The organism is Streptomyces sp. NPDC048481 (assembly GCF_043200075.1).
Lineage (GTDB): Bacteria > Actinomycetota > Actinomycetes > Streptomycetales > Streptomycetaceae > Streptomyces.
Genome location: NZ_JBICXC010000011.1, coordinates 262,261 through 281,328 on the forward strand (window position 1 = coordinate 262,261; position 19,068 = coordinate 281,328).

Below are 19,068 nucleotides of genomic sequence, written 5' to 3' on the forward strand. Positions count from 1 at the left end.
CCAGCACTCATCCGATGACCTACCCCGAGGAGCCGCGATGCGTGTCGCACTGTTCCTGACCTGTGTCAACGACACGCTCTATCCGGACACCGGCCGTGCCGTGGTGAAACTGCTGACCAGGATGGGCGTGGAGGTCGACTTTCCGAGGGCGCAGACCTGCTGCGGGCAGGCGCACTACAACACCGGGTACCGCCATGCGGCCGAGCCGCTGGCCCGCCATTTCTCCGATGTATTCGGCGGGTACGAGGCGATCGTGACGCCGTCCGGATCGTGCGGAGCGATGGTGCGCGAGCTGTATCCGCGGATGGGCGAGCGGGCTCTGGCCGAGGGGCGCGGCGGCACGCTGGCCGCCACGGTGGCCCCCGTCGTCCCGAAGACCTACGAGCTGACCGAGTTCCTGGTGGACGTGCTCGGGGTGACCGACGTCGGCGCGTACTACCCCCGCACGGTGACCTACCACCCCACGTGCCACGGACTGCGCGGGCTGGGCCTCGGGGACCGGCCCCTGCGGCTGCTGCGGGCCGTGCGGGGCCTGGAACTGGTCGAGCTGCCGGGGGCCGACGAGTGCTGCGGCTTCGGCGGCACCTTCGCGGTGAAGAACGCGGACGTCTCGGCGGCGATGGGCGCCGACAAGGTGCGCAACGCCGAGTCGACGGGCGCGCAGGTGCTGTGCGCGGCCGACAACTCCTGTCTGATGCACATCGGCGGGACCATGTCCCGGCTGCGGACCGGGATGCGGCCGGTGCACATCGCGGAGATCCTGGCCAGCACGGAAGCGGAGCCGGCGCTGTGAGCGGGACGTTCGTCGGGATGCCGGCGTTTCCGAAGGCCGCGCGCGAGGCGGTCGCCGACCCGACCCTGCGCCGCAACCTGCGGCACGCCACGCACACCATCCGCGCCAAGCGGGCGGCGGCGGTGGCGGAGGTGTCCGACTGGGCCGCGCTGCGCGAGGCCGGCAAACAGATCAAGGACCATACGCTGCGCCATCTGGACCGCTATCTGGTGCAGTTGGAGGAGGCAGTCACCGCGGCCGGGGGCACGGTCCACTGGGCGGCGGACGCGGACGAGGCCAACCGGATCGTCACCCGGCTGGTGAAGGAGACGGGCGAGTCGGAGGTCGTCAAGGTCAAGTCCATGGCGACACAGGAGATCGGGCTCAACGAGGCGCTGGAGGCCGAGGGCGTACGGGCCTACGAGACCGATCTCGCCGAGCTGATCGTGCAGCTGGGCAGGGACCGCCCCTCGCACATCCTGGTCCCGGCCATCCACCGCAACCGGGGCGAGATCCGGGACATCTTCCGGGCGGAGATGGGCGCGTGGGGACGCCCGGCCCCGGAGGGCCTCACGGACACGCCCGCCGAACTCGCCGAGGCGGCCCGGCTGCATCTGCGCGAGAAGTTCCTGCGGGCGAAGGTCGGGATCTCCGGCGCCAACTTCATGGTCGCCGAGACCGGCACCCTGGTCGTCGTCGAGTCCGAGGGCAACGGGCGTATGTGCCTCACCCTGCCGGAGACGCTGATCTCCGTCGTCGGCATCGAGAAGATCGTGCCGACCTGGCGGGACCTGGAGGTCTTCCTCCAGACCCTGCCCCGCTCCTCGACGGCCGAGCGCATGAACCCGTACACGTCGATGTGGACCGGCGCGGGGGGCGGGGCGGCGGGGGAAGGGGACGGCCCGCGCACGTTCCACCTGGTGCTGCTGGACAACGGCCGTACCGACACCCTCGCCGACGAGGTGGGCCGCCAGGCGCTGCGCTGCATCCGCTGCTCGGCCTGTCTGAACGTGTGCCCGGTGTACGAGCGGGCCGGCGGCCACGCCTACGGTTCGGTGTACCCGGGCCCGATCGGCGCGATCCTCAGCCCTCAGCTGCGGGGCACCGGGAGCGAGATCGACGCCTCGCTGCCGTACGCGTCCTCGCTGTGCGGCGCCTGCTACGAGGTGTGCCCGGTCGCGATCGACATCCCGGAGGTGCTGGTGCATCTGCGGGAGCGTGTCGTCGAGGGAGGTCCGGTCACCCGGGCCGGCAACAGGGTTGTGCTCAAGCCCGCCAAGGGGCACGCCGCCGAGCGGGCGGCGATGCGCGCGGCGGGCTGGGCGTTCGCCCGCCCCGGCGTCCTGCGCGCCGGGCAGCGCCTCGCGTCCCGCACGCGCGGCCTGCACCCGCGGACCCTGCCCGGCCCGGGCAGGGCGTGGAGCGCCACGCGCGATCTGCCGGCGGTGCCCGCCGAGCCGTTCCGCGACTGGTGGCAGCGGACGAACGGCGGCGCCACCGAGGGAAGGACGGCGAAGTGAGCAGCAGGGAACTGATCCTGGGCCGGGTGCGGCGCGCGCTGGCCGACGTCCCACCGGACGACACCCCGTACGAGGACGCCGTCGACCGCGGCTATCTGCGCGAGCACGGCGAGCGCACCGGGGCGCAGGACGTGGAGCTGCTCGCGGAGAACCTGGCGGACTACCGGGCGCTCGTGCACCGGTGCGGCGAGAGCGAACTGCCCTCCCTGCTGGCCCGGTTGCTCGCGGAGCGCAAGGCGGCGACCGTGCTGGTGCCGCCCGGCCTCGACCCCGCGTGGCTCGCGGAGTCGGACGTCACGCGGGTGGCGGACCGGCCGGAGAGCGGGCCGCACGAACTCGACGCGGTGGACAGCGTGGTCACGGCGTGCGCGGTGGCCGTCGCCGAGACCGGGACGATCGTGCTGGACGCCGGGCCCGGCCAGGGCCGGCGCCGGATCACCCTGGTACCCGATCACCACGTGTGCGTGGTGCGCGCGCCCGCCCAGGTGGTGTCCTCCGTGCCGCAGGCCCTCGAACGGCTCGATCCGCGGCGTCCCTCGACATGGATCTCGGGCCCGTCGGCGACCAGCGACATCGAGCTGGACCGGGTGGAGGGGGTGCACGGCCCGCGCACCCTGGAGGTCGTCATCGTCGGCTGAACCTGCTCGTGTGCGGCGGCCGGTTCCCGCGCCGGACCGGGCCTCACCGTCGCCGCCGCCCGCCGTGCGGCGGCCGCGGTCAGCAGTAGACCATCGGGCATCCGTGCCGCAGGGAGTACTGGGCGGCCCGCAGGTACACCGCCACGTAGAAGGCGGTGTCCAGGTCCTCGGCCCAGCGGCCGGGCCGGGCCTGGGCGACCTCGCGTCCCTCCCCGTCCAGGAACCACAGGGTCAGTTCCAGGTTGCCGGTCTGCGGTATCGCGTCCAGCGGCAGGCCGAGGACGGCGGCCAGCCGCTCCGCGATCGCGAGGACCTGCGGCGCTCCCGCGACCAGTGTCTCGTCGCTGTACGGCGTCCCGACCGGCAGCTCGATCTCCCGGTCGAGGAAGAGCGGCACCAGGACGGACCACCCGGAGAGTGTCTCCTCCTCGGCCCGGGTCAGATGCGCCCGGCACAGCGCGGAGAACCCCTCCATGGACGGGCTCATCTTCTCCTCGAACCAGCCGCCGCCGGGGCGCGAGGGCTCCCCCGGCAGGTACGGCGGCTGGCCGCGCCGCCGCAGTTCCGCGTTCAGTGCGACGGCCGTCTCGCCGTGCCCGCCCTCGTGGCGCCCGAGCCACTCCCGCGCGTCCACGCTCACCAGATACACACCCATGATCCGCAACGTACCGCCCGCCACCGACAGCGGCCCCCGATCGGGTGACAAAGCCGGTGAACAAGCGCTTAGATAGTGAGCGGATCACGTCCGCAGCCCGCGCCACCGCTCGGAGGCCCCGTTGTTCACGTCCGTCGACGATGTCTCCGCCCGCCTGGCGCGGAGCGGCTACCTGGCCTCCCCCGCCGTCGCCACGACCGTCTTCCTCGCCGACCGGCTCGGCAAGCCGCTGCTGGTCGAGGGACCGGCCGGGGTCGGCAAGACCGAACTCGCCAAGGCCGTCGCCGAGGTGGCGCGGGCCCGCCTGGTGCGACTCCAGTGCTACGAGGGCGTCGACGAGTCCCGGGCGCTGTACGAGTGGAACCACGCCAAGCAGCTGCTGCGCATCAGCGCCGCCCGCGACGAGACGTGGGACGAGACCCGCACCGACATCTTCAGCGAGGAGTTCCTCCTCCCCCGCCCCCTGCTGACCGCGATCCGCGGCGACGAGCCGACCGTCCTGCTGATCGACGAGACCGACAAGGCCGACGTCGAGGTGGAGGGGCTGCTCCTGGAGGTGCTCAGCGACTTCCAGATCACCGTCCCGGAGCTGGGCACCGTCACCGCCGCCCGGCGCCCCTTCGTCGTCCTCACCTCCAACGCGAGCCGGGAGCTGTCCGAAGCGCTGCGCCGGCGCTGCCTGTTCCTGCACATCGGCTTCCCCGAGGAGGAGCTGGAGCGGCGGATCGTCCGGCTGAAGGTGCCCGGGATCGGGGCGGCGCTGGCCGAGTCGGTGGTCCGGGTGGTCGGCGCGCTGCGCGCGATGGACCTGCGCAAGGCGCCGTCCGTGGCCGAGACGATCGACTGGGCGCGGACCCTGCTCGCCCTCGGCGCGGACGCCCTCGACGAGGACGTCGTGCGCGAGACCCTCGGCGTGATCCTCAAGCACCAGGACGACATCCTCAAGGCCGGCGCGAAGCTCGACCTGGACGCCGGGTGAGCGCCGAGGTCGCCGACCGCCTCGTCGGCTTCGTCGCCGCGCTGCGCGCGCACGGCGTCCGCGTCGGCACCGGCGAGACGGTCGACGCGGCCGAGGCCGCCGCGGCCCTCGGATTCGCCGACCGCGGTCTGCTGCGCGAGGGCCTGGCCGCGACACTCCTGCACTCCGCCGGCCAGCGGCGGGTGTTCGACACCGTCTTCGACCTGTACTTCCCCCACGGCGTCGGCGCCCCGCAGGACGAGGCCGGCGACCGGGACGACCTGCGCGACCGGCTGGCCGACGCGCTCGCCGCGGACGACGAGGCGATGCTGGCCCGCCTGGCGATCGAGGCGGTCGACGGGCTGGGCGGGTACGGGAGTTCACCGGGCGCCGACGGCTGGTCGTCGCACCGGACCCTCGAACGGCTGCGCCCGCAGACACTGCTGGCGCGGGTGCGCGACGACGTCCGGGCCCGCGGCGGCGCGTCCGGCTTCGCCGACCGGCTGCTGGAGGACGAGATCCGGCGCCGCATCGAGGCCTTCCGCGCCCTCGTCGCCCGGGAGGCGCGGCGCCGGGTCGCGGAACGCAGGGGGCGCGACGAGATCGCCCGGCGCGCGGTGGCGCCCACCGCCGACCGCGTCGACTTCCTGTACGCGGGCAAGGACCGGCTGGCCGAACTGCGGCGGACGGTGCAGCCGCTGGCCCGCAGACTGGCCACCCGCATGGCGGCGCGCCGCCGCCGGGCGGCCCGCGGCACGATCGACCTGCGGCGCACCGTGCGCGGCTCCCTCTCGACGGGCGGGGTGCCGATGCGGCCCGTGCTGCGCCGCCGTCGCCCGGTCCGCCCCGAACTGGTGCTGCTGTGCGACGTGTCGGGCTCGGTGGCGGGCTTCTCCGACTTCACGATGCTGCTGGTGCAGGCGCTGCACGACCAGTTCAGCAAGGTCCGCGTGTTCGCCTTCGTCAACCGGATCGACGAGGTGACACGGCTGCTGGAGCACGGCGCCGCCGATCCCGGGGGCCTCGGCGCCCGCATCCGCGCCGAGGCCGCGGTGACGGGCTACCACGGCAGCAGCGACTACGGCATGGCGCTGGGCGAGTTCGCGGAGCGGCACGGCGCGGCCGTCGGCCCCCGCACGACGGTGTTCGTCCTCGGGGACGCCCGCACCAACATGAGCGACCCGAACCTGCCGGCCGTCCGCGAGATCGCCGAACGCGCCCGCTTCCTCCACTGGCTGAACCCCGAGCCCCGTTCGCTGTGGGGCACGGGTGACTCGGCGGCGCCGGAGTACGCCCGGCTGGTGCCGATGCACGAGTGCCGCAACGCCCTCCAGCTCGCCGAACTCACCGGCCGCCTGCTCCCCGTCTGACGCCCGGCCGTCCGGGCGCGGCCGCCGGGTCTAATCGGCCTTCGCGTAGTCCTTGGCCATCGCCCCGGCGAAGTCGTACACCACGCACTGGTCGTCGCCCACCACCCAGGCGTCGTGGCCCGGCGGGATCACGAAGACGTCGCCCGGGCCCACTTCGGCCTCGCCGCCGTCGTCCATGGTGACGTGCATGCGTCCGGAGACGACATAGCCGTTGTGGTGGATCATGCAGGTGGAGGTGCCCGCGACGGACGCGAGCGACTCGGTCCAGCGCCAGCCGGGCTCGAAGGTCGCCACGGCGAAGTCCAGCCCCGTCATATGGACGGCCTCGATGTGACCGCGGGGGAAATCGCGGCGCTCGTCCGGCTTGTCGAGCGTCTTCACTTCCATCATGACGCTCCTCCCTTCCGGCCGCGCTCCACCACGGCCGTGGCTCGGCTCCCCGGCGGACCTGGACGTCGCCGGTGCGAGCCGCGCCCCTACGCCTCCATCGTCCGCCTGTCCACCGGGGGCCGCCATCCGGGCGGCACGGGTCTCAGACGGCGCCGCCGCACAGCTCGGCGAACCGGGCCGCGTCGACGTTGCCGCCGGAGACGATGACGCCGATCCGGCCGCCCGTGACGGTGACCCGGCCCGCGAGCAGGGCGGCCAGACCTGAGGCGCCGCTGGGCTCCGTGACGATCTTCAGGCGCTCGAACGCGAAGCGCATGGCCGCGCGGATCTCGTCGTCGGAGACCAGGGTGATCTCGTCCACGAGCCGCCGGTTGACCGAGAAGGTCAGCTCTCCGGGGATGTGCACGGCCTGGCCGTCGGCGATGGTGCGCGGCACCGGGATCCCGACGCGGCGGCCCGCCTCCAGCGACCGCTTGGTGTCGTCCCCCTCCTGCGGCTCCACGCCGACGACCCGGACGCCCGGCCGCACCCCCTTGACCGCGGTGACGCTGCCGGCGAGGAGCCCGCCGCCGCCGACCGGCACGAGCAGTGCGTCCAGCTCCCCCGCCTCCTCCAGGAGTTCCAGCGCGGCGGTGCCCTGGCCCGCCATGACGTGCGGGTGCTCGTAGGGCGGGATCAGGGCCAGACCACGGTCGGCGGCCAGCGCCTCGGCGACGGCCACCCGGTCGCCGGTGTAACGGTCGTACGTCACGATCTCGGCGCCGTAGGCCTCCGTGGCCGCGCGCTTGGAGCGCGGCGCGTCCTCGGGCATCACGATCACGGCGGTCGTGCCCAGTTCGCGCGCGGCCAGCGCGACGGCCTGGGCGTGGTTGCCGGAGGAGTACGCGGCGATGCCCCGGGCGAGCTGCTCGGGGCTCAGCCGCGAGGCCGCGTTGTAGGCGCCGCGGAACTTGAAGGCGCCGACGCGCTGAAAGTTCTCGCACTTGAGGAGGACCTCGGCGCCGACGGCCCGGTCGAGGGTCCGGGAGCGGAGCACGGGGGTGCGGTGGGCGACCCCTTTGAGCCGGACGGCCGCGTCGCGCACGTCGTCGAGGGTGATCGGCAGGGGGGTGGTCGTCACGTGTGTGCTCCCTCGGGGGTGCCGCCGGCGCCGTCGGCGGCGTGCGCGGCTCTGGACCGGGACAGGTAGTGGTAGGCGGAGGCGCGGGAGATGCCGAGGCGGGCGGCGATCTGCTCGACGGCGCGGCGCACGGCGAACACCCCGCGTTCGTCCAGGCCGCGGAAGAGGGCCAGCCGGGCCGGACCGTCGAGACCGGCCCAGGTCTGTTCCTGCCGTGCCAGGTGGGCGTCGAGCAGGGCCTCGACGACGGAGTCGATGTCGTCGCCGAATGCGGTCACCGGTGGGTCGGACCGCCCTCCGGCCGCCCCCGCGAGCGCGGCCAGCAGGCCCTGCACCCGGTCGACCTCCGTGACGTCCACGTTGACGCACAGGGCGCCGAACACCGCGCCCGCGGAGTCCCGCAGCACCATCGTGGACGACTTGACGAGCTTTCCCGCTCCGGTGCGGGTGACGTAGTTCAGCTCGTCGGCCGCGTCGTCGCCGCGGGCGAGGACGCGCAGGCCGATCTCGCTCATCGCGCCGCCCGCCGTCCGCCCCGTCACCGCTCCGGCGACGGCGACCACCGAGCGTTCGGGGCGCCGGTAGTCGTGCAGGACGACCTCGCACACGGGCCCGAAGGTCGCCGCGATCCCCTCCACGAGGGGAGTCAGCGCGCGCAGGATCGCGTCCCGCTCGGCCTCCCGGCCCCGGCTTTGCGTGACGGCTTCCATACCGCCATTAGACCAGCGGTTGGACCAGGAGTCCAGTGGCTGGATTTCTGGTCCATGACCGACGGTCCGTGCGCGGACGCCCGGGGGGGAACTGCGGATCAAGGGGTGGTGCCGTCAATTGCCGTTTCCCTAGGATGGGTTGCCGGTCGCGCCCGTCCGTGGCACGGCAGGGAGCTGGGGGAAGAGATGCAGCCTGGAAATCAGCTGTCCACGTCGATCGACGCGTCGGTTCCGACGGCCGCGCGCATGTACGACCACTACCTGGGCGGCAAGGACAACTACGCGGCCGACCGCGCCGCCTGCGAGGAACTCGACAAGGTCGTCCCGAGCACCCGCGCCCTCGCCCTGAACAACCGGCGCTTCCTCCAGCGGGCGGTGCGCACCCTGAGCCGGGAGTACGGGATCCGGCAGTTCCTCGACCACGGATCCGGCCTGCCCACGCAGGACAACGTGCACCAGGTCGCCCAGCGCGTCGAGCCGGACACGCACGTCGTCTACGTCGACAACGACCCGATGGTCCTCGTGCACGGACGGGCCCTGCTGGAGCAGGACGAGCGGACCACCGTCATCCACGCCGACATGCGCGACACCGAGACGATCTTTGCGCACCCGGAGACCCGGCGCCTGATCGACTTCTCCCAGCCGGTGGCCGTGCTGTTCAACTCGGTGTTCCACTGCATCCCCGACAGCGAGACCGACGGCCCGCAGGCGCTGGTGCGCCGGGTGACCGAACGCCTCGCCCCCGGCAGCTTCGTGCTGATGTGCCAGCTCGTCAGCGAGGACCCCGAGGTCAGGGAGTTCGTCACCGACTTCATGGACAAGGCCACCCAGGGCCACTGGGGCCGGGTCCGCCAGGAGAAGGACGTCGCCGCGCTCTTCGACGGCCTGGACATCCTCGACCCGGGGCTGGTCGAGGTCTCCACCTGGCGCCCCGACACCGAGGTCGCGCCCCGCCAACTCACGCAGGAGTGGATCGAGTTCGGCGGCGTGGGCCGCCTGCCTTAAGGAGCCGTCCGGCCGCTCGCGCCCCGCGGCCGGGGCGCGGTCCCCCCGTCAGGGGTAGCGCTGCCGCACGGTCGCCTCCAGCAGCGCCACGGACTCACGCGGGTTGAGCGCCTCGTCGGCCAGCCGGTCGAGGGCCACCCGGTACTCCTCCGTCTCGTCCCGGTCCTCCAGGAAGGTGGCGCTGCGGATCTGCTCCAGGTAGACGACGTCGGGCAGATCGGCGCCGCCGAAGCGCAGGTAGGTGACCGGTATGGCCGGCGCCGAGGCGTGCGTGACGTCCAACGGCACCACCTGCACGGTGACGTGGGGCAGCGCGGCCAGCTCCACAAGGTGGGTGAGCTGCTCGCGCATCACGTCCCGGCTGCCCAGCACCCGCAGCAGCACCGACTCGTCGAGGACGGCCCAGACCCGTGGAGCGTCCGGCCGCCGCAGCAGTTCGGTGCGTCTGGTCCGCAGCTCGACCCGGCGCTCGACCTCCCGTGACGTCGCCGACGGGAGCCCGCGCTCCACCACGGCACGCGCGTACGCGGGAGTCTGGAGGAGTCCGGGCACGTACTGGATCTCGAAGGTACGGATCGCCGTGGCCGCCTCCTGCAGTCCGACCAGCCGGTCGAACCACTCGGGCATCAGCCGCTTGTCGTAGCGCTGCCACCACCCCGGCTGGCCCGCCTGCCGCAACAGCTGGACCAGCACCGAGGCCTCATGGTCGTCGGTGCCGTACAGCGACAGCAGGGCGCGCACGTCGGCCTCGACCGGGGGCTTGCGCCCCTTGCCCGCCTCGATCCGCGACAGCTTGGCCGGGCTGAACCCGAGGGCGCGCGCGGCCTGGTCCTGCGAGTAGCCGGCGTCCTCGCGGATACCGGCCAACTGCACGCCGACCAGCATTTTCAGCAAGGTCGGCGCGGGCTCGGCCCGGTTCAGATACGGTTCGAGGCGGGACACGCGAGGCGACTCGACAGACATCCTGACTCCCCGTGGACCGGCAGACGACAGACCGCAGTATCGCATCCGAACCCCTCCGGCCGCACGCGGCAGGGGAATTGAGGTTCAGTCGAGCATCAACGCGCCCCATCGAACCCCTTCGCGCTCGGCGGTCCCCCCGCACAACCCCCCGGGCCGGCACGGGACCGCCGGGCCGACGGTTTCCCCACCGGGTCCTCACGCCGTTCGCACGCGACGTTCACACCAGATGGTCGAACTCCCCGCCCTTCGCCCCCGCCACGAACGCGGCGACCTCGGCCGGCGTGTACACCAGCGCCGGACCGTCGGGATCACGGGAGTTGCGCAGGGCCACCCCTCCGCCCTCCAGGGCCGCGACCTCGACACAGTTGCCCTCGGCGTTGCTGTGACTGCTCTTGACCCAGCGGACGCCCAGCGAGCTCGCCCGCACTCCGTTCGGCACTGACGACATTGCACTCTCCTCGCTCCGTGCGCGCAATTTCCCGTGAAATTGCACGAGGACCTCTTCAGCGTGGATAATAGCCATGCCGTCAACCGCACTTCCGGTCCACTGTCCTGACGTCGTCTCAGGGAGATGCCCCGTGCCATCACCTGCGCAGTTCCGGAGTCCCGAGTCCGCATCCGTCCGCGACTCGCCCAGAACCGCCGCCCTGGACCTCGCGGGCAGCCGTGAGGAGTTCGCCCAGGCCCGCGACTTCACCCACCGCACGCTCGACCGCTGGTCCTTGGACCACTGCACCGACGACGCGGTCACCGTCGTCACGGAACTGGCCGCCAACGCGGTGCTGCACGGGCTCCCGCACACCTCGGCGGACCGGTTCCGGGTACGGCTCAGGCTCACCCTGCGCCGCTCCCATGTCGTGTGCGCCGTCACCGATCCGAGCGACAGCCTGCCCGTCTACCCGCACCCCGGGGACAGCCTCCTGGAGCACGGCCGCGGACTGCACATCGTCGAGGCCCTCTCCGAGCACTGGGGCTGGACCCGGCGCTGCCCGGTCGGCAAGACCGTCTGGGCCATGCTGCCGACCCGCCACCAGCCCTGATCCCCGACCCCCACCAGACACCGGACATGACTGCCACGAAGAGAACCGCACCGCTCGCGGACCTGGGACACGTGCCGTGGCCCGAGATCAAGGACTCCACCGGATCCGCCGCGGGCATCCCCGTCCTGCTCACCACCCTGGCCCGGGGCGACGCCGACAGCGCCGACTCCGCGTTCGGCCAACTCCGCAGGCGGATCTGCCAGTTCGGATTCGTCGTGGACGAGGCGACGGCGGCGACGGTGCCCTTCCTCTGGGAACTCGTCCGCCTCCCCCAGGTCACCTGCCGTGCACAGATCCTGCGCCTGCTGAAGAGCATCGCCGACGCCCGCCAGTGGGAGACCACGGCCGTCGCGTACCCCAAGCTGCTGCACCACCCGGACAACTACGTGGCCTGGGAGCGCGCGGCCCGTCGCGCCGTCCGCGCCCAGCGCGACGTCCTGCGCCAGCTGCTGGCCGAACCCGACACCGAGATACAGCGCGCGACCACGGAACTCGCCGCCGCCCTGACCGACTGACGGGCGGTGGACCGGTGGGCTCACCGGCCGCCCGGGACGGCCGGCCCGTCCCCGGCGTTCCCGCGCGAGCGCTAGGTTGACCGCATGAGCAACCTTGACCGCTCGCCCGTGCCGAGTGTGTGCGGCGGCCGCGGATTCGTCGTCGCCGAACCCGTCCGCGAGCTGCTGAGCCCCCGCCATGTGAAACTCGGCGCGTCGACCGAGGTACGCCGGCTGCTGCCCAACCTCGGCCGTCGCATGATCGGCGCCTGGGCCTTCGTCGACCACTACGGCCCCGACGACATCGCCGACGAACCCGGCATGCAGGTACCGCCGCATCCCCACATGGGCCTCCAGACGGTCAGCTGGCTCCACGAGGGCGAGGTGCTGCACCGCGACTCGACCGGAAGCCTCCAGACCATCCGGCCGCGCGAACTCGGCCTGATGACCTCGGGGCGCGCCATCAGCCACTCCGAGGAGAGTCCGCGGGCCCACGCCCGCCTGCTGCACGGCGCACAGCTGTGGGTGGCGCTGCCGGACGCGCACCGTCACACGGACCCCCGCTTCGAGCACCACGCCGCCCTGCCCACCGTCGACGCGCCCGGCCTCACGGCCACGGTCCTCCTGGGCGACCTCGACGGGGCCACCTCGCCCGGAACCGCCTACACCCCCATCGTGGGCGCCGACCTCGCCCTCGCCCGGGGCGCCGACGTCCGGCTGCCGCTGGAGCCTGACTTCGAGTACGGCGTGCTGTCCATGTCCGGCGAGGTGCACGTGGACGGCGTCCCCGTCCTCCCCGGCTCCATGCTGTACCTCGGCTGCGGCCGCACCGAACTGCCCCTGCGGGCCGAGTCGGACGCGGGCCTGATGCTGCTCGGCGGCGAGCCCTTCGAGGAGGAGCTCGTCATGTGGTGGAACTTCGTCGGCCGCACCCAGGCCGAGATCGAACAGGCCCGCGAGGACTGGACGAAGGGCACACGGTTCGGCGAGGTGACCGGCTACGACGGAGCCCCGCTGCGCGCTCCGGAACTCCCGCCGGTGCCCCTGAAACCCCGCGGCCGGGTGCGCTGACCGGGTCGGGGGCGGGTGGGGAGCGGACGGGCCGTCGCGCCAAGACGGCGTGAAGACGGCCGGGGGCGGCGTCAAGGAGGCGCAAAGATTCGGGCGCCACGTCGCGAAGCGCGTTGGCTGCCGGTCGTGTCGACATCGTTCAAGCGGCTGATCGTGGGCCGCCCCCTCAGCAGCGACCGTCTGGGTGAGCAGATGCTGCCCAAGCGGATCGCCCTGCCGGTTTTCGCGAGTGACCCCTTGTCGTCGGTGGCGTATGCGACGCAGGAGATCCTGCTGGTGCTGACCCTCGGCGGGTTGGCCTGTCTGCACCTGGCGCCGTGGGTCGCGGCCGGCGTGGTGGTGCTGCTGGCGGTGGTGGTGCTGTCCTACCGGCAGGTTGTGCAGGCCTACCCCTCCGGCGGTGGGTCGTACGAGGTGGCCTCGCGCAATCTGGGGCCCTGGGCGGGGCTGGTGGTGGCGTCGGCGCTGATGGTGGACTACGTGATGACGGTGGCCGTGTCGGTGGCAGCCGGTGTGGACAACATCATTTCAGCGGTGCCGGCCCTGGGCCCTCACCGGGTGGCGGCGAACCTGGCTTTCGTGGCGCTGCTGACGGCGATGAATCTGCGAGGGATCCGCGAGTCGGGGCGGCTGTTCGCGGTGCCGACCTATCTGTTCATCGCCGGCGTCCTGGCCATGGTCGCGACGGGACTGCTGCAGACGGCACTCGGCCACGCCCCGGTCGCCGAGAGCGCCGGCTGGCAGGTCCACGCCGAGCCCGGCAGCACGGGGCTGACCGGGATGGCGTTGGTGATGCTGGCGCTGCGGGCGTTCTCCTCCGGCTGCACGGCGCTGACCGGTGCGGAGGCGATCTCCAACGGGGTGCCGGCGTTCAGGCCGCCCAAGGCACGCAACGCGGCGACCACGATGGTGGTGATGGGAGGCCTGTCGATCACCATGTTCGCCGGCATCACGGCGCTGGCCATGATCGCCCACGTACGCTACGTCGACGACACCTGCCGGCTCGTCGGCTTTCCCGGGAACTGTGCGACCGGCTCCCAGCGCACGGTGATCGCGCAGATCGCGGCGGCGGTCTTCGGCGGCACGCACTCGGCGATGTTCTATTACATCCAGGCCGCGACCGCGCTGATTCTGATCCTGGCGGCCAATACCGCCTTCAACGGCTTCCCCCTGCTGGCGGCGATCCTGGCGGAGCACCGTTACCTGCCCCGCCAGCTGCACACCCGCGGTGATCGTCTGGCCTTCTCCAACGGCATCGTCATCCTGGCCGTGGTCGCCGCAACCCTGATCTATGTCTTCCACGGGTCGGTGACGCGTCTGATCCAGCTCTACATCCTGGGTGTGTTCACCTCCTTCACCCTCTCCCAGGCCGGCATGGTCCGGCACTGGAACCGTGAGCTGGCCGTCGTGGCCGACCGTGTGCCGCGCCGGCGCGTCCACCGCTCCCGAGCGATCAACGCGGTGGGCGCGTGCCTGACCGCCGTGGTGCTGGTGGTCGTGCTGGTCACCAAGTTCTCGCACGGCGCGTACCTGGTGGTGATCGCCATGCCGGCGCTGTACGCCATGATGCGCGGCATTCGCCGTCACTACGAGCGGGTGGCCGTCGAGCTGCGCCCCCGGCCGGGCGGCATCGTCCTGCCCAGCCGGATCCACGCGGTGGTGCTGGTCTCGCAGCTGCACCAACCCACCCTGCGCGCGCTGGGCTACGCCAAGGCCACCCGCCCGGACACCCTCACCGCGCTCACCGCCGAGATCAGCGACGAGGAGGTGGGTGCCCTGCGCGCCGACTGGGAAGAGCGGCGGATCGCGATGCCGCTGACGGTGATGACCTCCCCGTACCGGGACATCACCGGATCGGTGCTCGAGTACATCGCCCACCTGCACCGCGAGCATCCGCAGGATCTGATCGCCGTCTACATCCCCGAGTACGTGGTCGGCCACTGGTGGGAGCAGCTGCTGCGCAACCAGTCCGCGCTGCGGCTGAAGGCACGGCTGCTGTTCCAGCGGGGGGTGATGGTGACCAGCGTGCCGTGGCAGCTGGATTCCAGTGACCGCGTCCTCTCGCACGAGGAGCCGCGCGGCGCCGGGTCCGAAGTCGGCTAGCGTTTCGATGGTGAAGGGCTTGGATCTGCCGCACCACGGTGGCGGGCACCGCAGGAGCACGCGCCGCCGGCTGGCCACGGCCGGCGCCGCCGCGGCGGGGCTGGCCGCCCTGACCGTGGCCCTGGTGCCCGTGAGGAACTCGCTGTCGCTGGCGAGCATCGTGCTGATCTACCTCACGGCGGTGGTCGTCGTGGCCGCTACCGGCGGCCTGCGCCTCGCGCTGGCGGCCGCGGTGGCCTCCGACGTGCTGGTCAACTTCTTCTTCGTTCCGCCCTTCCATACGCTGACGGCGGAGAACCGGGACCTGGTCATCACCCTGGTCGTCTACGTGGTGGTCGCCACCACCGTCAGCGTCGCGGTCGACCTGGCCGCCCGCCAGCGAGCCGCCGCCGCTCGTAGCGGCGTCGAGGCCGCCCTGCTGGCCCGGATCACCGAAGCGCCCTTGGAGGAACGGCCGCTGGACGCGGTGCTGAGGCATGTCAGGGACACCTTCGGCATGACCGGCGCCGCACTGCTCGAGCATCACGGCGACGGCGAACGCCTGGTCACCGCCGTCGGCGAACCGCCCTCAGCTGATCCGACGCTGTCCGCGCCGGCGGGAGAACATCTGCGGCTGGTGGCGGACGGGCCGGCCGTCTTCGCCCCCGACCAGCGCTTCCTCACCCTGCTCGCCACCGCCGCCGCCCGAGCGCTGCAAGCCGAGCGGCTCACCGCCCAGGCCGCCCGCGCACGTGAGTTGGCCGAGATCGACAAGCTGCGGGCGGCCCTGCTGGCCGCCGTCGGCCACGACCTGCGCACCCCGCTCGCCGGCATCAAAGCGTGCGTCTCCAGTCTGCGCGAGGCCGACCTGGATCTCACGGACGCACAGCGGGCCGAACTCCTGGCCACCGTGGACGCTTCCGCCGACAAGATGAACGACCTGGTCGAAAACCTTCTCGCGCTCAGCCGCCTGCAAGCCGGCGTCCTCAGCGTCCACTTGCGCCCCACCGCGCTGGACGAAGTCACCGCCGCCGCCCTCCTGCACACCCCGCCGCCCTCCGGCCGCACCCTGGACATCGACGTGCCGGACGACCTGCCGGCCGTCCGGGCAGACCCGGGACTGCTGGAACGCGTCATCGCCAACCTGGTCGCCAACGCGCTCACCGCCGGACCACCAAACCGGCCCGTCCACGTACACGCCCGCCAGGAAGGAAGCGTCATCCGCCTGAAAGTCACCGACCACGGCCCCGGCATCCCGGCCGAGGAGCGCGAACGCGTCTTCGCTCCCTTCCAGCGCATGAACGATCACCCCACCCACCAGGGGCTCGGCCTCGGCCTGGCCATCGCCCGCGGCTTCACCGAAGCCATGAACGGCACCCTCACCCCCACCGGCACCCCGGGCGGCGGCCTGACCATGATTCTCGACCTCCCCACCACGCCATGACCCGCATCCTCGTCGTCGACGACGACCCCCACCTGCTGCGCGCGCTGACCATCGCGCTGACCGCCCGCGGCTATCGGACCGACGCCGCGCCCGACGCCGTCAGCGCCCTCCAGGCAGCCGCCACCGCCGCACCCGACCTGGCCCTCGTCGACCTCGGCCTGCCCGACCTCGACGGGATCAACATCATCGAAAGCCTCCGCGGCTGGTCCACCGCGCCGATCATCGTCCTGTCCGCACGCCACGACGAGACCGCCAAGATCAACGCCCTCGACGCCGGAGCCGACGACTACGTCACCAAACCCTTCGGCATGGGGGAGCTCCTGGCCCGCATCCGCGCCGCCCTACGCCGAGCCGTCCCCGCCGACGAACAGCCCTTGATCGCCACGGCCGCCTTCACCGTCGACCTGGCCGCCAAACGCGTCACCACCGCGGCCGGTGAAATCCGCCTGACCCCCACCGAGTGGCATCTGCTGGAGATCCTCGTCCGCCACCCCGGTCTTCTGGTCAGCCAACGTCAGCTCCTCCAGGAGGTCTGGGGGCCCCGCTACGTGAAGGAGACCAACTACCTGCGGGTGCACCTCGCCAACCTCCGCCGCAAACTCGAACCGGAACCCTCCCGGCCTCGCTACCTCATCACCGAACCCGGTATCGGCTACCGCTTCACACCCGATCCCCCCGCCTGAGGGCGCGGCCGCTCACGGACGCGCTCGACCCGCAGCACGCCCGCGGGCGGAGGCCGCCGGCCGCCGGCCCGCCGGGATCAGCCCGCCTTACGGAAGACGAGGACCTCGGTGGTGGCGACGCCCATGGGCGCCAGGAAGCCGGCCTCCAGGGTGCAGTCGAGGGTCGCGAAGAGGTCCACGCAGGCCCGGCGGGGCATGGCGGCCGGGTAGGAGCCGTGCCCCTCGCCGCCCCGTGTCGCCCAGGTGCGCACTGCTTCCGGGTCGAGGCAGGTCTCCGTCATGACGTCGAAGACGATGCGGCCGCCGGGGCGCGTGACACGTGCCATCTCGAAGAAATAGCGGGAGGCGCAGAGGAAGGTCACGGTGTTGAACACCTTGTGCGCCTGCACGAGGTCGACGCTTGCGTCGGGTGTCGGGGCGAGGCTGCATCCCGCGGTCGGCCTGGCGATCACGCCGAAGGTCTCCACCAGGTACTCGGCCCAGGGCGCCGCCGTCTCGTAGATCTCGTAGCGGTCCGGTGAGCACTCCTTGAGCGTCTTCTCCAGGTACCGCCCGGATCCGGGGCCGATCTCCAGCACCGAGGCCGGGCGGTCGGCGTAGACGCCCAGGGCGCGCAGTTCGTCGATGGTCGACTGGGTGGCGCCGGGCGTCCCGTTCATCACCGTGTCGATGTGGTCGCCGACCGACAGACCGGACGCCCGGGCCGCCCGCATCGTGGGCTCGAAGGGGAGGAAGTCATCGACGCCGCCCCGGTTGTCGCCGCTGCGCACGATGTCGAATCCGGCGCGTCCCAGGAGCCGCCTGGCTCCGGACTTCACTGCCCTGCCTGCTGCCTGCATCGGGCAACCCCCCAGATCGTCCTATTTCGTGGTCAGCATAGGATCTCCGAATCGAAGCCGCAGGGATACGGACAATTCGCTACGCCATGAAGATTCCACGCACCGACGCACATCGCGGCGGCGTGCTCACGCCCGGCGTGCACGCCCGCGCGCCGAGGCCGCCGAAGAACGCGGGAACCGGAAAGGCCTCCGGCGCGCTCTGCGTGTTGTAGTCCCTTCACGTAAAAGGATGAGCCACAGATGATCACCCTCACCAAGGAAGACGGCCCGGCCGACCTGGACGGAGTCACGCGCCTGACCATCGGGGTCTCCTGGGACCCCACCGCCGGCAGCAGCGGCGGAGTGCTCGGCAAGCTGCGCCGCAAGTCCGGCACCGACCTGGACCTGATCGCCGTGGCCATGCAGGGCGGCGATCCGGTGCGCCTCGCCGGTCTCGACTCCCTCGACCCGATGGGCAACGGCTCGCTCGTGCACAGCGGCGACAACCAGACGGGCCACGGCGACGGGGACGACGAGACGGTGACCGTCGAGTTCGCGCGGATACCGTCGCAGATCACGTCGATCGTGTTCGTCGCCGCCGCGTACAAGAAGGGCAGCTCCTTCCAGAAGGCCCGCAACATCAGCTTCAAGGTCTACGACGCGACCGGGGGCAGCTCCCAGCAGGTCGCCGACATCTGGCCGAGCCTGCTGACCCAGGACAACGGCTGCGCCGTGGCCAAGGCCGTCCGTGACGGGGCCAGTTGGAAGCTCGAAGTCGTCAACGTCACGGGAAAGATCAAGCAGGGCGACGAGCACGCCCTGATGCGCTTCGCCGTCAGCAAGTAGGGCGAGCCCGTGCCGGCCGTCCGGGATCGTCCCCCGTGCGCTTCGCGCGCGGTCTCGGAAGCGCGTTCCCGGACCGGCCCGCCCCCGTGACGGGGTGTCGCACGGGTGTGTGAAGGTGGGGCCGGTGAACAGCACGCGTATACGGGGGCAGTGGTGGACGAGGTGCTTTACGGCGAACGGTCCTGGAACCCGCTGGCACGCCTGGTGGAACTGACCGAGGACCGGTTGCGCGACGGCGGCAGGACGACGCCGTCGACCGAGCTGAACCTCGCCGCCATGGCCGAGGCGTTCCAGCGCGGTCGCTGGCTCGGAGGCGGCGGGACCGAGCGTGCGCTGGACGGGCTCGCGGAGGGCGCGGGGGTGGGGGGGGGGGGGGGCGGGCCCCCCCCCCCCCCCCCCCCGCCCCGGGGGGGCGGCCGCCCCGGGCGCCCCCCCCCCCCCGCGCGGGGGGGGGGGGCGGGGGGGGGGGGCCCCCCCCGGGGGCGGGCG

The 19,068-nt window shown here is 72.4% G+C and carries 20 protein-coding genes; 13 read left to right on the forward strand and 7 right to left on the reverse strand.

Features of this window, described 5'->3' with window-relative positions:
* Nucleotides 1-37: 37 nt before the first annotated feature.
* From ACGFSH_RS28745 to ACGFSH_RS28755, 3 genes are read left to right on the forward strand one after another with little or no spacing between them, the layout of a single operon-like run.
* A complete protein-coding gene (locus tag ACGFSH_RS28745; protein ID WP_393353560.1) occupies nucleotides 38-793 on the forward strand; it encodes a (Fe-S)-binding protein in 756 nt (251 codons plus the stop codon).
* Complete coding sequence (locus ACGFSH_RS28750) at nucleotides 790-2,292, forward strand: LutB/LldF family L-lactate oxidation iron-sulfur protein (RefSeq protein ID WP_393353561.1); 1,503 nt, start codon at nucleotides 790-792, stop codon at nucleotides 2,290-2,292. The genes ACGFSH_RS28745 and ACGFSH_RS28750 overlap by 4 nt, the downstream gene beginning before the upstream one ends.
* The gene (locus ACGFSH_RS28755) at nucleotides 2,289-2,930 is read left to right on the forward strand and encodes a lactate utilization protein C (protein ID WP_393353562.1); all 642 of its coding nucleotides are present in this window, start codon (nucleotides 2,289-2,291) and stop codon (nucleotides 2,928-2,930) included. The genes ACGFSH_RS28750 and ACGFSH_RS28755 overlap by 4 nt, the downstream gene beginning before the upstream one ends.
* A gap of 79 nt (nucleotides 2,931-3,009) precedes the next feature.
* Here the strand turns inward: ACGFSH_RS28755 and ACGFSH_RS28760 are convergent, their stop codons facing one another.
* Entirely contained in the window at nucleotides 3,010-3,585 is a 576-nt protein-coding gene (locus ACGFSH_RS28760; RefSeq protein WP_393353563.1) for a hypothetical protein, read from the reverse strand.
* 121 nt (nucleotides 3,586-3,706) lie between these two features.
* On the opposite strand from ACGFSH_RS28760, the gene ACGFSH_RS28765 reads away from it, so the two are divergent.
* The gene (locus ACGFSH_RS28765; protein WP_329415878.1) at nucleotides 3,707-4,564 is read left to right on the forward strand and encodes a MoxR family ATPase; all 858 of its coding nucleotides are present in this window, start codon (nucleotides 3,707-3,709) and stop codon (nucleotides 4,562-4,564) included.
* On the forward strand, nucleotides 4,561-5,913 hold the full coding sequence (locus ACGFSH_RS28770) for a VWA domain-containing protein (RefSeq protein WP_393353564.1): 1,353 nt from the start codon (nucleotides 4,561-4,563) through the stop codon (nucleotides 5,911-5,913). The genes ACGFSH_RS28765 and ACGFSH_RS28770 overlap by 4 nt, the downstream gene beginning before the upstream one ends.
* 30 nt (nucleotides 5,914-5,943) lie before the next feature.
* On the opposite strand, the gene ACGFSH_RS28775 is transcribed toward ACGFSH_RS28770, so the two are convergent.
* The 3 genes from ACGFSH_RS28775 to ACGFSH_RS28785 form a co-directional block, all read right to left on the reverse strand.
* Nucleotides 5,944-6,303 (reverse strand): cupin domain-containing protein, encoded by a 360-nt coding sequence (locus ACGFSH_RS28775; protein ID WP_393353565.1) that lies wholly within the window; start codon nucleotides 6,301-6,303, stop codon nucleotides 5,944-5,946.
* Nucleotides 6,304-6,445: 142 nt separating this feature from the next.
* Nucleotides 6,446-7,423 (reverse strand): pyridoxal-phosphate dependent enzyme, encoded by a 978-nt coding sequence (locus ACGFSH_RS28780; protein WP_393353566.1) that lies wholly within the window; start codon nucleotides 7,421-7,423, stop codon nucleotides 6,446-6,448.
* The gene (locus tag ACGFSH_RS28785) at nucleotides 7,420-8,133 is read right to left on the reverse strand and encodes a transcriptional regulator (RefSeq protein WP_393353567.1); all 714 of its coding nucleotides are present in this window, start codon (nucleotides 8,131-8,133) and stop codon (nucleotides 7,420-7,422) included. The genes ACGFSH_RS28780 and ACGFSH_RS28785 overlap by 4 nt, the downstream gene beginning before the upstream one ends.
* A 186-nt stretch (nucleotides 8,134-8,319) precedes the next feature.
* Between ACGFSH_RS28785 and ACGFSH_RS28790 the strand changes: the two genes are divergently transcribed.
* The gene (locus tag ACGFSH_RS28790) at nucleotides 8,320-9,138 is read left to right on the forward strand and encodes an SAM-dependent methyltransferase (RefSeq protein ID WP_393353568.1); all 819 of its coding nucleotides are present in this window, start codon (nucleotides 8,320-8,322) and stop codon (nucleotides 9,136-9,138) included.
* A 48-nt stretch (nucleotides 9,139-9,186) separates the two neighbouring features.
* Here the strand turns inward: ACGFSH_RS28790 and ACGFSH_RS28795 are convergent, their stop codons facing one another.
* Together ACGFSH_RS28795 and ACGFSH_RS28800 are read right to left on the reverse strand one after the other, a co-directional pair.
* On the reverse strand, nucleotides 9,187-10,101 hold the full coding sequence (locus tag ACGFSH_RS28795; RefSeq protein WP_393353569.1) for a helix-turn-helix domain-containing protein: 915 nt from the start codon (nucleotides 10,099-10,101) through the stop codon (nucleotides 9,187-9,189).
* A gap of 217 nt (nucleotides 10,102-10,318) precedes the next feature.
* Nucleotides 10,319-10,549, reverse strand: a complete 231-nt coding sequence (locus tag ACGFSH_RS28800) for a DUF397 domain-containing protein (RefSeq protein ID WP_393353571.1) — start codon at nucleotides 10,547-10,549, stop codon at nucleotides 10,319-10,321.
* 130 nt (nucleotides 10,550-10,679) lie between these two features.
* Between ACGFSH_RS28800 and ACGFSH_RS28805 the strand changes: the two genes are divergently transcribed.
* The 6 genes from ACGFSH_RS28805 (at nucleotide 10,680) to ACGFSH_RS28830 (ending at nucleotide 16,915) form a co-directional block, all read left to right on the forward strand.
* A complete protein-coding gene (locus tag ACGFSH_RS28805) occupies nucleotides 10,680-11,141 on the forward strand; it encodes an ATP-binding protein (RefSeq protein WP_393353573.1) in 462 nt (153 codons plus the stop codon).
* 26 nt (nucleotides 11,142-11,167) lie between these two features.
* Entirely contained in the window at nucleotides 11,168-11,656 is a 489-nt protein-coding gene (locus ACGFSH_RS28810) for a hypothetical protein (protein WP_393353575.1), read from the forward strand.
* Between the two features lie 84 nt (nucleotides 11,657-11,740).
* A complete protein-coding gene (locus tag ACGFSH_RS28815) occupies nucleotides 11,741-12,706 on the forward strand; it encodes a pirin family protein (protein ID WP_393353576.1) in 966 nt (321 codons plus the stop codon).
* Between the two features lie 126 nt (nucleotides 12,707-12,832).
* Nucleotides 12,833-14,809: an APC family permease gene (locus ACGFSH_RS28820; protein WP_393353577.1), complete on the forward strand. Its 1,977-nt coding sequence runs from the start codon at nucleotides 12,833-12,835 to the stop codon at nucleotides 14,807-14,809.
* A 10-nt stretch (nucleotides 14,810-14,819) separates the two neighbouring features.
* A complete protein-coding gene (locus tag ACGFSH_RS28825) occupies nucleotides 14,820-16,232 on the forward strand; it encodes an ATP-binding protein (protein ID WP_393353578.1) in 1,413 nt (470 codons plus the stop codon).
* A complete protein-coding gene (locus ACGFSH_RS28830) occupies nucleotides 16,229-16,915 on the forward strand; it encodes a response regulator (RefSeq protein ID WP_393353580.1) in 687 nt (228 codons plus the stop codon). The genes ACGFSH_RS28825 and ACGFSH_RS28830 overlap by 4 nt, the downstream gene beginning before the upstream one ends.
* A gap of 77 nt (nucleotides 16,916-16,992) precedes the next feature.
* On the opposite strand, the gene ACGFSH_RS28835 is transcribed toward ACGFSH_RS28830, so the two are convergent.
* Nucleotides 16,993-17,754 (reverse strand): methyltransferase domain-containing protein, encoded by a 762-nt coding sequence (locus tag ACGFSH_RS28835; RefSeq protein ID WP_393353581.1) that lies wholly within the window; start codon nucleotides 17,752-17,754, stop codon nucleotides 16,993-16,995.
* Nucleotides 17,755-17,994: 240 nt separating this feature from the next.
* Between ACGFSH_RS28835 and ACGFSH_RS28840 the strand changes: the two genes are divergently transcribed.
* Nucleotides 17,995-18,579, forward strand: a complete 585-nt coding sequence (locus ACGFSH_RS28840; protein WP_393353582.1) for a TerD family protein — start codon at nucleotides 17,995-17,997, stop codon at nucleotides 18,577-18,579.
* Nucleotides 18,580-19,068 lie beyond the last annotated feature (489 nt).